This is a genomic window from Janthinobacterium sp. GW821-FHT03A03, from assembly GCF_059421435.1.
Map to the genome: position 1 here is coordinate 48,866 of NZ_JBWKUZ010000014.1, position 12,722 is coordinate 61,587.

Below are 12,722 nucleotides of genomic sequence, written 5' to 3' on the forward strand. Positions count from 1 at the left end.
AAATGGGCAGCATTGCGAGGCCGCCATATGGTGAATCGACTGGACATGCTGGTATTTTTTGCTGCGCTGCCGAACTGGGTTGTTTCACTGCAATACGCGGCAGCTACAGCTTAGCGCATTTGCTGCATAATTGACAATTATTAGGTGGCAAGCCGTGCAACAGCTCGCGCCGCTGTCGAGCATGAGGCGCGCGACGGCGGCGCCTCGCCGCTTGCTTGTCGATAGTGACCTGGCTGGCGGCCGTTGCCCTGGATAAAGCTCAAGCGTCCCGCCGGGCGACCAGCACTTGCACGGGCGCCATGGGGAAGTCGCTGGCGCCATATTGTTCCACCTGCCGCCATCCGGCCGCGCGCAGCAGCAGCGCCAGTTCTCCCTGGCGCGTGACGGCGCGGCCCAGCATGCGCATCGGCAAGTAATACGGCAGCACGCGCGCCGCCTCGCCCGCTGTCGCGGCGATTTCCGCCTGCACGCAGACGAACACGCCGCCGGGCTTCAAGGCCGCATGGATCTTGCGCAAGGCGCCCGCCATGTCGGGCACGAAATGCAGCACGGACGAGCACCAGACGAGGTCGTAATCGCCGCCGATATCGTCGCTGTCCAGGTCGCCGCCCAACGTTTCCAGGCGCTCGGATAATTGCGCATGGGCAATGTTCGCGGCCGCCACGGCCACCGTTTCCGGCCAGTCGAAAACGCAGCCGTGCAAGCCCGCGTGGGCTTGCGCCAGCGCAATGGCAACCCAGCCGGGGCCGCCGCCGAGGTCCAGCAAGTTCAAGGGCGTAGCGCGTGCCGCGAACGGCGCGACGCGCTCCATCACGGACAGCGCGGCGCGCATGGTGACGGCGCGCTGCTCCTGGCCGATCTGCTGCTGCGCGGCGGCGGCCCAGTTGACGCCATTGGCCGTGCTGTACGGCGCCGCTTTGCCGCCGTCGCGCACGAGCGAGTTCAATTGCGTGGCGAAATGGCGCAGCGCGTGCAGCCGGTACAGCCAGGCGTCGCCGCAAAAGGCCACGGAGTCGCGGCAGAAATACTGCACGGTGGCGGCCGTGCAGCGGTAGCGCTGTGCATCCGCATCGGCCGCATCGCGTTCCAGCACCTGCATGCTCCAAAGCAATTCGAGCAGCAGGGCCGTGTGCGGCGCATGCAGCGACAGGGCCTCGGCCAGTTGCGCCGGCGTGTGCGGCACGGTCAGTACATCGAGTATGCCCAGTTCCAGGGCGGCGGCCAGCCCGTCCGCCTGCACGGGGGCGACGGCCAGGTCCCAGTACGGCTGCAGGGCGTGTTGCGGATTGCATGACATGATCTTCCTTTCGGCGAGGTGAGCATCAGCGTCATTTTATGCAACAATGAGAATAATTATCATTTGCATTTGTATGCGCGGCGGCGTTTTTCGTATGCGGGACGGCGCGCGGGAAAACGGGAGGAGCGATGATGGAACAGGACAGGGCAGCGGCAGGCTGGGTGCGGCGCCAGCTGGACCCGGGGTTGAAAGAGTGCCGCGCCGACCAGCGCCAGGTCGACCAGGGCGTGCTGCTCGTGCATTCCGATTACCGCCCGCGCCTGGCGCTCGTCGAGCCATCGCAGCATGACGACGGGGGCGGCATGGTGATCACCATCGGCCTGGAAGGCGCATCCGCCTACGCCACGCGCGATGGCGAACAACTGCGTTTCCAGGGCGGCCACACGACCATGACGGTGTTCCAGCACGTCAGCGGCGAGCGCCGCTTCGAGGCGAACCAGCGGGCGGCGCAATTGCGCGTGCTGGTCGACGAGCACGCGCTGGCGCGCTACTGGCCGCAGGGCCTGGCATCGCTGCTGCCCCATGGCGGCGCGCGCCAGCTGGCGCATGCGGCCACCACGGCAGCTGTCGCCCAGCACGCGCGCGCCCTGCTGCGCGCGGCGGACCCGCTGGCCGTGCATATCGGCGTGCTCAGTATCCTGGCGGAACAGCTGCGGGGCTTGCAGCCGCCGCCGCTTGCCGTGCCGCGCTGGTCCGAGGCCGACATCGTCAAATTGGAACGTGTCCACGCGCTGATGCAGGAGCAGATGGCGCAGGCACTCACGCTCGATTACCTGTGCGCGCAAGCGGGGCTGAGCTTGTTCAAGCTCAAGCAGGGGTGGCGCTACCGCTATGGGGACAGCCCCCAGCGCACCCTGCTGGCGTTGCGCATGCGGCGGGCAAAGTTACTGCTGGAAAATGGTTGCCAGGTGGCGCAGGCAGCTTGGCAGACCGGTTATCGGCATCCGGCCAATTTCAGCGCCGCCTTCAGCCGCTATTTCGGCTATGCGCCGAAGACCGTGGGGCGCGCGGGCGGGTAAAAAGCCGGTGTAGAATCGGCGGGCAGCAAATACTCATACGACCCACAAGGAGACATGATGGCCCGCAAAATCTTTGTCAATCTGCCCGTCCAGTCGCTCGAGCGTTCCGTCGCGTTCTTCACGGCGCTGGGCTTCAGTTTCAATGCCCATTTCACCGATGAAACAGCGACCTGCATGATCGTCACCGACGATATCTTCGTCATGTTATTGACGCACGACAAATTCAAGCAGTTCACTCCCAAGCAGCTGTGCGACACCAAGGTGGCGACGGAAGTGCTCGTGTGCTTGTCGGCCGAGAGCCGCGGCGAGGTCGATGAGCTGGTGGCCAAAGCCGTCCAGGCGGGCGGCAGCATCTACAAGGAGCCCATCGATTTCGGCTTCATGTATGGCCACAGTTTCCAGGACCCCGATGGACATCAATGGGAATTGATGTACATGGAGCCGGGCGCCGTACCTGGCTGATCGGTGGTGGTGGCGGATTAGCGCGGCAAAGCCGCGCGTAATCCGGCGTCTCCGGCCAGCTTAGGACGCCAGCGCCAGCAGATCGACCACCTCCAGCCCGGCCAGGTCCTGCGTCGTGTTGCCCGCAAACGCGGCGCGGCTTTGCTGGCCGTTTTTCAGCCAGGTGCGCGTCACGTCCTTGATCTGCGCCAGGGTGCAATTGAGCACGCCGGTACGGAACTGCTGGCGCACGGCTTCCGTCGTGCCCCGCTGCTGCATGTTCCACGCCGTCAGCGCTTCCGCGTACGGCGAATGCGGCTTGTCGAGGCCCTTGATGACGCAGATGATGGCTTCTTCCACCTGCTCTTGCGAGAAATCGCCGGCGAGGATCTGGTCCAGCGTCGTGCCGAAGTCGGCGAACGTGCCGGCCAGGCGCGGATCGCGGTAGGAACTGAGCGTGAACGTGCCGGCGCCGGCCGCGTAGCTGGCGCTGCCGCCATACGCGCCGCCTTTTTCGCGCAGGGCCGTATGCAGCACCTGGTTGGTCATCAGTTCGGCGGCCACGGCCAGGGCGGAGGCGTCCGGATTGTGCACGCCTGGCACGGCCCAGGAAACGAAGCAATGGTTGATCTGGCTCGTTGCATGCAGGGCTGAATTGGCCAGCGGCAATGCTGCCGGCGTTGCCACTTCAACAGGCGCGGCCGCGCCAGCGGTGGCGGCAGGCAAGTCCAGCAGACGGGCCAGGGTGATGCCATCCTGCTCCAGGCCCGCGCACAGCACGGTCGGCGGCTGGGCGATGATGTGCGCGTGCAGGGTGTCGAGCTCGCGCGCGATTTCCTGCAAGCCTGCCGAGGTCTTGCTCAGCTGCTGCAAGCGGCGGTAGAACGGCAAGGCGGCCGGGCCGCCGACGATGTCGTCGAAGCGGCGCGTCGGCGACAGCGGCGCTGCCGACGCCAGCATGGCGTAGCGGTTGCCCGATTCGGCCAGGCTGCTTAATTTGTCCTGCACCAGGCTTTCGATCAGGAAGGCCAGGCGCTCTTCTTCATCGAAGCGGGGCTTGGCGATCCAGGCCGACAGCACGGCGGCAATGGCCGCATGTTCTTCGCGCAAGCCGCTGGCCGAGAACGACAGTTCCACGCGCATTGCCTGTTGCGGGCGGGGAATGGCTTCCAGGCCGATGTGGAACGAAGGCACCATGCTCTGGCGCCAGGCGCTGGCGTCGTCGAACGACATGTCGCCCACACCCAGTTCCGGCGCCAGGTCCGTGTACAGGCGCAGCCAGGGCCACGACGCTTCCGGCAAGGCCGACACGTCGTACAGCACGTTGGCGTAGCTGATGCCGTTCGAGGCGATGGAAAACGCCACGGCACCGTCGACGGCGGGCGGAATCGGCAGCGCCGGACGCGGCGAGGCGCTGACGTCGCCCGGGCGGATGCGCGGCAGCACTTCCGAATTCGACGGCAATTGCTGGTGCGCTTCCAGCGCGGCGGACTCGGCGACGATGTGCTCGCGCTCGGCATCCGTCAGCTGCGCCTGCAGGGCGGCCAGTTTGGCGTCTTCCTGCGCGGCGCGGTCCGTGAAGAAGGCGGCATCGGGCACCACGCGCGTGGTCAAACGGGTCGGGTTGGCGATCAGATCGCGCACCAGCTGCTTGAAGAATGCCGGGTCCTCGATCTGTTGTTCCAGCGTTTCCAAAATCGCCGCATTGTCGAAGGCATCCATGACGTTGCCGTCGTACATGGCCAGCGGCAAGGCGTGCAGCAAACGGCCCAGGCCGTAAGGCATGCGGCCGCTGCTGATTTCGCGCTGGCTGTATTTGATATCGCGCAAGGCCGCGTGCAGCACGGCGGCCGGGATGCCCTCTTGCGCCGTTTCTTCCAGCGCCGTCCAGATGCGCTGGTGCGCGTCGGCGATCTGTTCTTTGGTTAAACCTTCCATGCCGATGTGGAACACCATCTGGCGGATGCCCGCGTCGCGGCCATTCATGTCCGATGGACGGCCATAGCCGGCCGATTCCATGGCGCGCATGACGGGCGCCGACGATTCGCCGAGCAAGCCGTGCGACAGCAGATGCGCGTGATAGTAGGCGACGGGATCGCTCGACTCGCCCATCAGCCAGGCGAATTGCAGGCCGAATTCATCGTCGCGCGCTTCCTGCGACGGAATTTTCACCACATTTTCCTGCGGCGCCGTCCACGCGGGCGCCAGCTGCGGCAGGCGGCGCGGACTGAAACCGCTGAGCTTGGACAGCACGCGCTCGGCGACCTGTTCCTGCACGGCCGACGCCTCGATATTGCCGGAAGTCATGATCACGGCTTGCGAAGGGTGGTAGTGGCTGGCGTGGAATTCTTTCAGCATGGCATGCGTCAGCGCGGGGATGTCGAGCGGGTCGCCGCCCGATTCCACTTCATACGTCGTGCCCTTGAGCAAGGCGCTGGCGATGCCGCTGTCCAATGCGCGCATGGGGCTGTTGAAGGCGCCCTTCATTTCATTGAAGACGATGCCCTGGTACACGAGCTTGTCGCCTTCGAAGGCGTGGCGCCAGCCTTCCTGGCGGAAATTCAGGTAATCGAGATTCGGGAAGAAGGCGGCGTCCAGGTACACGTCGAGCAGGTTGAAGAAATCCTTGCGGTCCGTGCTGGCGAACGGGTACACGGTGCGGTCCGGATAGGTCATTGCATTCATGAAGGTGGCCGTCGAGCGGCGCAGCATCGAGAAGAACGGGTCGCGCACCGGGTAGCGGGCCGAGCCGCACAAGGCCAGGTGCTCGAGGATGTGGGCGCGTCCGTCGCTCACTTCGGGCACAGTGGGAAACGCCACCAGGAACACCATTTCAGCCTGCTCGGTATGCATGTGGATATGGCGCATGCCCGTTGCTGGCTCGACATATTGCTCGATGGTCGCCTGCAAGACTGGAATGAAGTTGCTGCTGACTTTTTCAAATGTGCTCATGCGGTATGGGATCTCTGCGGTAGGTGATTCGGATGGTCGGTGGGGCTGCATCACATGTGGGGGCAAAGTGGCGCAATGCGAGGGCCGTGGGCCACTTTGATGCCTGCGTGAAGTTTTTCCCTATTGTACTAGGAGTACTCGCGCGCCGCCGCCGGGCCTTGCTTGTTCGCCGTAAAAGCAACAATATTGCAAAATAGACTATTTTCTGACAGGCGGCGCCCCAGGATGGAGGCTTAGCGTACCATGCGCCTTTTGCACTCCAGACTGAACCGAAGGCGCCTACCTTGTCCCGACTTTCTTTTCGCCAATTATTGTTCGCCGCCTTCATTTTGACGGCGGGTATTTTGACGGCCACATCCGTGCAAGCGCTGCTGACCCTGGAACACCTGGCGCGGCTGGGGCGCGAGACGGCGGCGCAGGCGATTACCCTGACGGAACAGTCGCAGCGCCTGTCCGAGCGCACCCTGGCCATGGAGCGCAGCGCGCGCCAGTTCCTCGTGCTGGACGATCCCGTCTTCCGCGAGCGTTTTGCGGCCGCCCGCGACGAAGCGACGGCGGCGCTGCAAGTGCTGAACCGCGCCACGCCCCATTTCGCGCCGCAGCTGGCCGACGAGTGGACGGCGCAGGCGCAATCGGCATGGGAAGTATTGCAGGCCGGAAAGCGCCGCAAGCGCGACGGCCACGCCCTTGTCTACCGCGCGTTTGCCCGCATGACGCAGATCAATGACAGCCTGGCGCGCGAGAGCAAGACGGCCATCGGCAGCCGCAACGATGCGTTGCTGGCCGAGCTGGAACGCCAGCGCCGCCTGCTCGGCGCGCTGGTCATCGGCGCCGTGCTGCTGGCGGCCGTGCTGGCCACCTGCTTCGGTTTTTTATTGTCGCGTCCCTTGCGCCGCATCAAGACGGCCATCGAGCGCCTCGGCGAGAAGCGCTATGACCAGCCCATCGTCGTCGGCGGCCCGGCCGACACGCGCCGCCTGGGCCAGCAGCTGGACTGGCTGCGCCAGCGCCTGGCGGACCTCGACGCCGACAAGGAACGCTTTTTGCGCCATATCTCGCATGAGCTGAAAACCCCGCTGGCGGCCCTGCGCGAAGGCGTGGCCCTGCTGGAAGACGAGGTGGCCGGCAAGCTCAGCGAGGGCCAGCGCGAAATCGCCGGCATCCTGCGGCAAAACACGGCATCGCTGCAAACCCAGATCGAGGACTTGCTGCGCTACAATACCGCCGCCTTCGACGCCCAGCATCTGGCGCACAGCAAGGTGGACTTGCTGGTTCTGCTGCACGATGTGGTGGCGGGCCAGCGCCTGCAATGGCAGGCGCGCCGTTTGACGGTCGAGCTGCATGGCGCGTCCCTGATCGTGCAGGCCGACCGCGACAAGCTGGCCACCGCCCTGGCGAACCTGCTGTCGAATGCCGTGCGCTTCAGCCCGGAAGGCGGCAGCGTGCGCTTCAGCCTGTCCGCCGAGGGCGGCCGCGCGCGCATCGACTGCATCGACGAAGGCAGCGGCGTGGCGCCCGAGGACGCCGCGCGTATTTTTGAACCGTTTTACCAGGGCGTGCGCCAGGCGGCCGGCGCGCGCAACGGCAATGGCATCGGCCTGTCCATCGTGCGCGAATATGTCGCCGCCCACGATGGCAGCGTCACTCTTTTACCGCGCCAGGCCGGCGCGCATTTTCGGATAGAACTGCCCTTATGATGACGAGAACTTCCGTGGCCACCGTGGCCGCCTGTGCGCTGCTGTTGGGCGCTTGCGCTGCCAAGCCCGCCAAACAGACGCCCGTGCTGGTGCAGACGCCGCCCCGCGTGGTGGTCGTGGCCGATCCCAAGCTGACTGAACTGCTGGCATACCAGAACGCCTTGCGCCTGATGACGCCGTCGGAACTGGCAAAAGCCCAGCTCGACCTGGCCAAGGCCGATACGGCGCCGCAGAACGTCATCCGCCGCGCCATGCTGCACTCGACCTTGCGCGGCGCCGGCGATCTGGCCCGCGCGCAGGCCCTGCTCGAACCGCTGGCCACGGCCACGGGCAAGGATGAGCAGCTGCTGGCGCCGCTGGCGCAATTGCTGGGCAGCCAGTACGCGGAACTGCGCCGCCAGGAAGAGAGCATCGACAAGCTCAATGCCCAGCTGCGCGACGCCCAGCGCCGCAACGACTTGCTCAATGAAAAACTGGAAGCGCTGAAAAACATCGAGCGCAGCCTGTCCGTGCGCCCTGCCGCGGGAGCGCCGAAATGAGCGAGCACGCCCACATCCTCTTGGTCGATGACGATCCCGACCTGCTGCGCCTGCTGACCATCCGCCTGAAGGCGGGCAATTACCGCGTCACGGCCGTGGGCAGCGCGGAAGCGGCGCTGGCGCGCCTGGCCGTGGAATTGCCGGCCCTGGTCATTACCGACGTGCAATTGCCGGGCCGCGACGGCCTGGCCCTGTTCGATGAAATCCGCCGCCAGCACGCGGCCCTGCCCGTCATTTTGCTCACGGCGCACGGCACCATCCCCGACGCCGTCGACGCCACGGCGCGCGGCGCGTTTGCCTACCTGACGAAGCCGTTCGACGGCAAGTTGCTGATGGAAAAGGTGGCGTATGCCGTCAACCTGTCCACCGTCATGCCGGCGCCGGCGCCCGGCGACGAGAGCTGGCGTGCCGAGCTGATCAGCCGCAGTGCGCAGATGGCCGAGCTGCTGGCCGAAGCCAGGCTGGTGGCCGGCTCCGACGCCAGCATTTTGATCCGCGGCCCCAGCGGCACCGGCAAGGAGCTGCTGGCGCGCGCGCTGCACAACGCCAGCCGCCGCGCCAAGGCGCCGTTCATCGCCGTCAACTGCGGCGCCATTCCCGAGCAGCTGCTGGAATCGGAACTGTTCGGCCACGTCAAAGGCGCGTTTACGGGCGCCGTCGGCAACCGCGAAGGTTTATTCCAGGCGGCCGACGGCGGCACCCTGTTTTTAGATGAGATCGGCGACATGCCGCTGCCGCTGCAGGTCAAACTGCTGCGCGTGCTGCAGGAGCGGGCCGTGCGCCCCGTCGGCGCCGACCAGACGCGGCCGGTGGACGTGCGCTTGTTGTCCGCCACGCACCGCGACCTCGATGTGGCCATGGGGGAGGGGCAATTCCGCGAAGACCTGTATTACCGCCTCAACGTGGTGACCCTGACCCTGCCGCCGCTGGCCGAGCGTCGCGAAGACATCGCCCTGCTGGCAAACCATTTCCTGCAGAAGCTGGCCGCCAAGTACCAAAAACCCCTGAACGGCTTCGCCCCCGACGCCCTCACGGCCCTGGTGGCGGCGCCCTGGCCCGGCAACGTGCGCCAGCTGGTCAATGTGGTCGAGCAGGTGTGCGCGCTGGCCACGGCGCCGCTCGTGCCCCTGAGCCTGGTGCAACGCGCCTTGCGCGTGCCGTCGCTCGAAGCGCTCAGCTACAACGAAGCCAAGCAGCGCTTCGAGCGCGACTACCTGATCCAGCTGCTGCGCCTGACGGACGGCAACGTGGCCGACGCGGCCCGCCTGGCCGACCGCAACCGCACGGAGTTCTACCGTTTACTGCAGAAATACGAGCTGACGCCGGCCCTGTTCCGGGCCGACGGCGACCCTGTCGCTGAATAGCGACAAAAATAAAGTATTCATAATCAACGACTTATCTTAAAACATTGATATTGTTGCCATGCCTTGTCGCTGTCTGGCGACAAAAGGCCCGCTTTTTCGCGCCGGATCCTGCCGGAAGCGGCCGAAAAAATTGCGTGTGAATATAAGTTGTTGATTTTGAAGGAAATTTAAAAGCTGGCACGGTGCTTGCTACATGGGTAGATGTGACGCTTCAAAGTGTTGCTTTATCTAAGTAAGAAGCTTTTAACTTCATTGAGAGGAACTACCATGCAAACATCGAAACTGTTCAATACCCTGGTCGCCGCTATCGTACTGTCGGGCGCCTCGATCACCGCTTCGCATGCAGCTGACTCCGCCCCAAAAGCACAAGCTCCTGCTAACACTGTCGTGGCCGCCAACGCCGCCGCTGCCGTCCCTGATGAAACCATCACTTCCTCGGCCAAGGCCGCCCTGAGCGCCGATGCGCAAGCCGCTGCCCTGCCGGTCAAGGTGGCAACCCAGCAAGGCGTGGTCGTCCTGTCGGGCGACGTGCCGAGCGCCGAAGCGGGCGACCGCGTCGTGCAGATCGTCGCTTCCGTGAGCGGCGTGAAAGAAATCAAGAACGAGCTGAAAGTCAAAGCCGCCGGCTAAACGTCCTCGCGCTGTACTTTACTCCGGGTTGCCCTGTCTGCGGACAGGGCATTTTTTTGCGCGTGCGCTTGTTGTTGGCAAGCCATGCTGTTAGGCAGATAGCTCGGCAATACGGTTAGAATAGCCAGCACTGGCGCCGTTTCCGGCGCTTTTTGTCATCCATGGCGCAGTGTTGCAAGGCTGGGCCGCTACCAGGCTACCGCATGTCTTCATTCTCTCCCGCCGCCCTGTTGCGCAATCTGAAACCCGACAATTTCACCATCGCCCTGCTCGCCACCGTGGCGCTGGCCAGCTTCCTGCCCTGCACCGGCCAGACGGCCGTCGTCTTCGGCCATATCACCACGGTGGCCATCGGCGCCCTGTTTTTCCTGCACGGCGCCAAGCTGTCGCGCGAAGCCGTGGTGGCCGGCATCCTGCACTGGCGCCTGCATTTGCTGGTGCTGGCCAGCACGTTCATCCTGTTCCCCCTGCTGGGCCTGGCTCTGCGGCCGCTGGCGCTGACTTTCCTCACGCCCGAGCTGTACGTGGGCATTTTGTTCCTGTGCGCCCTGCCGTCGACCGTGCAGTCGTCGATCGCCTTGACGGCCATGGCGCGCGGCAACGTGCCGGCCGCCATCTGCAGCGCCTCGGCCTCGAATTTCATCGGCATCTTCCTCGCCCCCATCCTGGTTGGCTTGCTGGTGGCCAAGGGGGCGGCCAGCAAGTCGTCGTCGGACGCCGTGCTCGCCATCGTCATGCAGCTGCTGCTGCCCTTCCTGGCCGGCCAGTTCCTGCGCCGCTGGATAGGCCGCTGGGTCGACCGCCACAAGGCCATGCTGAAATTCGTCGACCAGGGTTCGATCTTGCTGGTGGTCTACACGGCCTTCAGCGAAGCCGTCAGCGAAGGCCTGTGGCACACGATTTCAGTGGAAACCCTGGTGGCCCTGGGCCTGTTCAGCATCTTGCTGCTGGCCCTGGTCCTGGGCCTGATGACGTTCATCAGCCGCCGCCTGGGCTTTAACAAGGAAGATGAAATCGCCATCGTCTTTTGCGGCTCGAAGAAAAGCCTGGCCAGCGGCGTGCCCATGGCCAAGGTGCTGTTCGCCACACACTCGCTGGGCATGGTGATTTTGCCGCTGATGCTGTTCCACCAGATTCAATTGATGGTCTGCGCCGTGATCGCGCAGCGCTATGCGCGGCGCAAGGATGAGCTGGACAGCGGGAAGGCGGCCGCCTGAGGCTGCCAAGGGCGTGCTTGAAGCAAGTTCAGCCGTCTTGACTTGCGCCATGGCAGAACGCTATATATAAGTGTATATTACGGTCCTTGTTCACCGTTCACTTTACAAGGATACGATCATGCGCCTCACCTCCCTCGCCAAACTCCTCAGTGCCGCCCTGCTGGCCAGCGCCGCCTCGTCCGCCTTTGCCGGCGAGGTGGTGGTGTCGGCCGCGGCCAGCCTGACGAATGCGTTCAAGGATGCGGCGCAGGGCTATGAGGCGCAGTATCCGGGCAGCAAGGTGTCCTTGAATTTTGCCGCCTCGGGCGTGCTGCTGCAGCAGATCGTCAAGGGCGCGCCCGTGGACGTGTTTGCCTCGGCCGACCAGGAAACCATGGATGCGGCGCAAAAGCAGGGCCTGGTGTTGCCGGCCGAGCGTATGTACTTCGTCGGCAACAGCCTGGTGCTGATCGTGCCGCACGATAGCAAGCTGGGCATCAAGAGCTTGACGGACCTGACGCAAAAAAGCGTGACCCGCGTGGCCATCGCCAACCCGGCCAGCGTGCCCGTCGGCCGCTATTCCGAAGGCGCGCTGAAGAAGGCGAAGCTGTGGGATGCGGTGCAGCCGAAAGCCATCAGCACGCAGAACGTGCGCCAGTCGCTCGATTACGTGGCGCGCGGTGAAGTCGATGCGGGCTTCGTGTATGGCACGGACGCGGCCATCATGAAGGATAAAGTGAACGTGGTGCTGGAAGTGCCGCTCGACGCGCCCGTGCTGTACCCGATCGCCACCATCAAGGGCAGCGGCAATGCCGCCGAAGCGAAGCGCTTCGTCAGCTATTTGCAAACGGCGCCGGCGCAAGCCATCCTGGCCAAATACGGGTTTAAAAAGCCATAAAGTAAAACGACTGCACATGGATATCGCCTGGACCGCGCTGGCCCTGTCGCTGAAAGTGGCGGCGTGGGCCACGGCGCTCAATTTGCTGCTCGGCATCGGTACCGGCTATCTGCTGGCGCGCGCCCGCTTTCCTGGGCGTAACTTGCTTGATGCGCTGCTGACCTTGCCGATGGTGATGCCGCCCACCGTGCTCGGCTATTATCTGCTGGTGTTATTGGGTCGGCGCGGCCCCCTGGGCATCTGGCTGCAGGACAACTTCGGCATCAACCTCATTTTTACGTGGCAGGGCGCCGTCATCGCCTCCACGGTGGTCGCCTTTCCCCTCGTCTTCAAGCCGGCGCGGGCCGCCTTCGAAGCCGTCGACGGGCAGCTGGAACAGGCCGCCCGCGTGCTGGGCATCTCTGAAATGGCGATCTTCTTCCGCGTCACGTTACCGCTGGCCTGGCGCGGCATCCTGGCCGGCGTCCTGCTGGGCTTTGTGCGCGCGCTCGGCGAATTCGGCGCCACCCTGATGGTGGCCGGCAGCATCCCCGGCAAGACGCAGACCCTGTCGGTGGCCGTGTATGAGGCCGTGCAGGCGGGCCAGGACGACGCCGCCAACATGCTGGTGCTGATCACTTCGCTCGTCTGCATCGCCGTGCTGCTGGCCGCCGGCCGCCTGGCGCCCGGGCGCATCGTGCACAAATGAC

Annotated in this window: 11 protein-coding genes; 9 read left to right on the top strand and 2 right to left on the bottom strand. The window is 64.8% G+C overall.

The window, feature by feature from the left end:
• Positions 1 to 259 precede the first annotated feature (259 nt).
• Entirely contained in the window at positions 260 to 1,297 is a 1,038-nt protein-coding gene (locus AC07VI_RS21285) for a class I SAM-dependent methyltransferase (protein WP_086144270.1), read from the bottom strand.
• A 128-nt stretch (positions 1,298 to 1,425) separates the two neighbouring features.
• On the opposite strand from AC07VI_RS21285, the gene AC07VI_RS21290 reads away from it, so the two are divergent.
• Together AC07VI_RS21290 and AC07VI_RS21295 are read left to right on the top strand one after the other, a co-directional pair.
• The gene (locus AC07VI_RS21290) at positions 1,426 to 2,316 is read left to right on the top strand and encodes a helix-turn-helix domain-containing protein (RefSeq protein WP_492991975.1); all 891 of its coding nucleotides are present in this window, start codon (positions 1,426 to 1,428) and stop codon (positions 2,314 to 2,316) included.
• 57 nt (positions 2,317 to 2,373) lie between these two features.
• Positions 2,374 to 2,778 (top strand): VOC family protein, encoded by a 405-nt coding sequence (locus AC07VI_RS21295; RefSeq protein ID WP_086144269.1) that lies wholly within the window; start codon positions 2,374 to 2,376, stop codon positions 2,776 to 2,778.
• A gap of 60 nt (positions 2,779 to 2,838) precedes the next feature.
• Here the strand turns inward: AC07VI_RS21295 and AC07VI_RS21300 are convergent, their stop codons facing one another.
• Entirely contained in the window at positions 2,839 to 5,709 is a 2,871-nt protein-coding gene (locus AC07VI_RS21300; RefSeq protein ID WP_492991973.1) for an insulinase family protein, read from the bottom strand.
• A gap of 284 nt (positions 5,710 to 5,993) precedes the next feature.
• Here AC07VI_RS21300 and AC07VI_RS21305 point away from each other — a divergent pair, with 284 nt between their 5' ends.
• The 7 genes from AC07VI_RS21305 (at position 5,994) to modB (ending at position 12,721) form a co-directional block, all read left to right on the top strand.
• Entirely contained in the window at positions 5,994 to 7,406 is a 1,413-nt protein-coding gene (locus AC07VI_RS21305) for a HAMP domain-containing sensor histidine kinase (RefSeq protein WP_099374808.1), read from the top strand.
• Entirely contained in the window at positions 7,403 to 7,945 is a 543-nt protein-coding gene (locus AC07VI_RS21310) for a hypothetical protein (protein ID WP_226936154.1), read from the top strand. The genes AC07VI_RS21305 and AC07VI_RS21310 overlap by 4 nt, the downstream gene beginning before the upstream one ends.
• A complete protein-coding gene (locus tag AC07VI_RS21315; protein ID WP_086144266.1) occupies positions 7,942 to 9,309 on the top strand; it encodes a sigma 54-interacting transcriptional regulator in 1,368 nt (455 codons plus the stop codon). The genes AC07VI_RS21310 and AC07VI_RS21315 overlap by 4 nt, the downstream gene beginning before the upstream one ends.
• A gap of 267 nt (positions 9,310 to 9,576) precedes the next feature.
• Positions 9,577 to 9,939, top strand: a complete 363-nt coding sequence (locus AC07VI_RS21320; RefSeq protein ID WP_070223276.1) for a BON domain-containing protein — start codon at positions 9,577 to 9,579, stop codon at positions 9,937 to 9,939.
• Between the two features lie 203 nt (positions 9,940 to 10,142).
• Complete coding sequence (locus tag AC07VI_RS21325; protein WP_086144265.1) at positions 10,143 to 11,156, top strand: bile acid:sodium symporter family protein; 1,014 nt, start codon at positions 10,143 to 10,145, stop codon at positions 11,154 to 11,156.
• 118 nt (positions 11,157 to 11,274) lie between these two features.
• A complete protein-coding gene (gene modA / locus AC07VI_RS21330) occupies positions 11,275 to 12,033 on the top strand; it encodes a molybdate ABC transporter substrate-binding protein (protein ID WP_492991969.1) in 759 nt (252 codons plus the stop codon).
• A 16-nt stretch (positions 12,034 to 12,049) separates the two neighbouring features.
• The gene (modB, locus tag AC07VI_RS21335; RefSeq protein WP_086144263.1) at positions 12,050 to 12,721 is read left to right on the top strand and encodes a molybdate ABC transporter permease subunit; all 672 of its coding nucleotides are present in this window, start codon (positions 12,050 to 12,052) and stop codon (positions 12,719 to 12,721) included.
• Position 12,722: the final 1 nt, after the last annotated feature.

Coding starts and splice junctions, on each gene's coding strand:
- AC07VI_RS21315 (WP_086144266.1), top strand. CDS start 7,942: ATGAGCGAGCACGCCCACATCCTCTTGGTCGATGACGATCCCGACCTG.
- AC07VI_RS21325 (WP_086144265.1), top strand. CDS start 10,143: ATGTCTTCATTCTCTCCCGCCGCCCTGTTGCGCAATCTGAAACCCGAC.
- AC07VI_RS21300 (WP_492991973.1), bottom strand. CDS start 5,709: ATGAGCACATTTGAAAAAGTCAGCAGCAACTTCATTCCAGTCTTGCAG.
- modB (WP_086144263.1), top strand. CDS start 12,050: ATGGATATCGCCTGGACCGCGCTGGCCCTGTCGCTGAAAGTGGCGGCG.
- AC07VI_RS21290 (WP_492991975.1), top strand. CDS start 1,426: ATGATGGAACAGGACAGGGCAGCGGCAGGCTGGGTGCGGCGCCAGCTG.
- AC07VI_RS21320 (WP_070223276.1), top strand. CDS start 9,577: ATGCAAACATCGAAACTGTTCAATACCCTGGTCGCCGCTATCGTACTG.
- modA (WP_492991969.1), top strand. CDS start 11,275: ATGCGCCTCACCTCCCTCGCCAAACTCCTCAGTGCCGCCCTGCTGGCC.
- AC07VI_RS21285 (WP_086144270.1), bottom strand. CDS start 1,297: ATGTCATGCAATCCGCAACACGCCCTGCAGCCGTACTGGGACCTGGCC.
- AC07VI_RS21295 (WP_086144269.1), top strand. CDS start 2,374: ATGGCCCGCAAAATCTTTGTCAATCTGCCCGTCCAGTCGCTCGAGCGT.
- AC07VI_RS21310 (WP_226936154.1), top strand. CDS start 7,403: ATGATGACGAGAACTTCCGTGGCCACCGTGGCCGCCTGTGCGCTGCTG.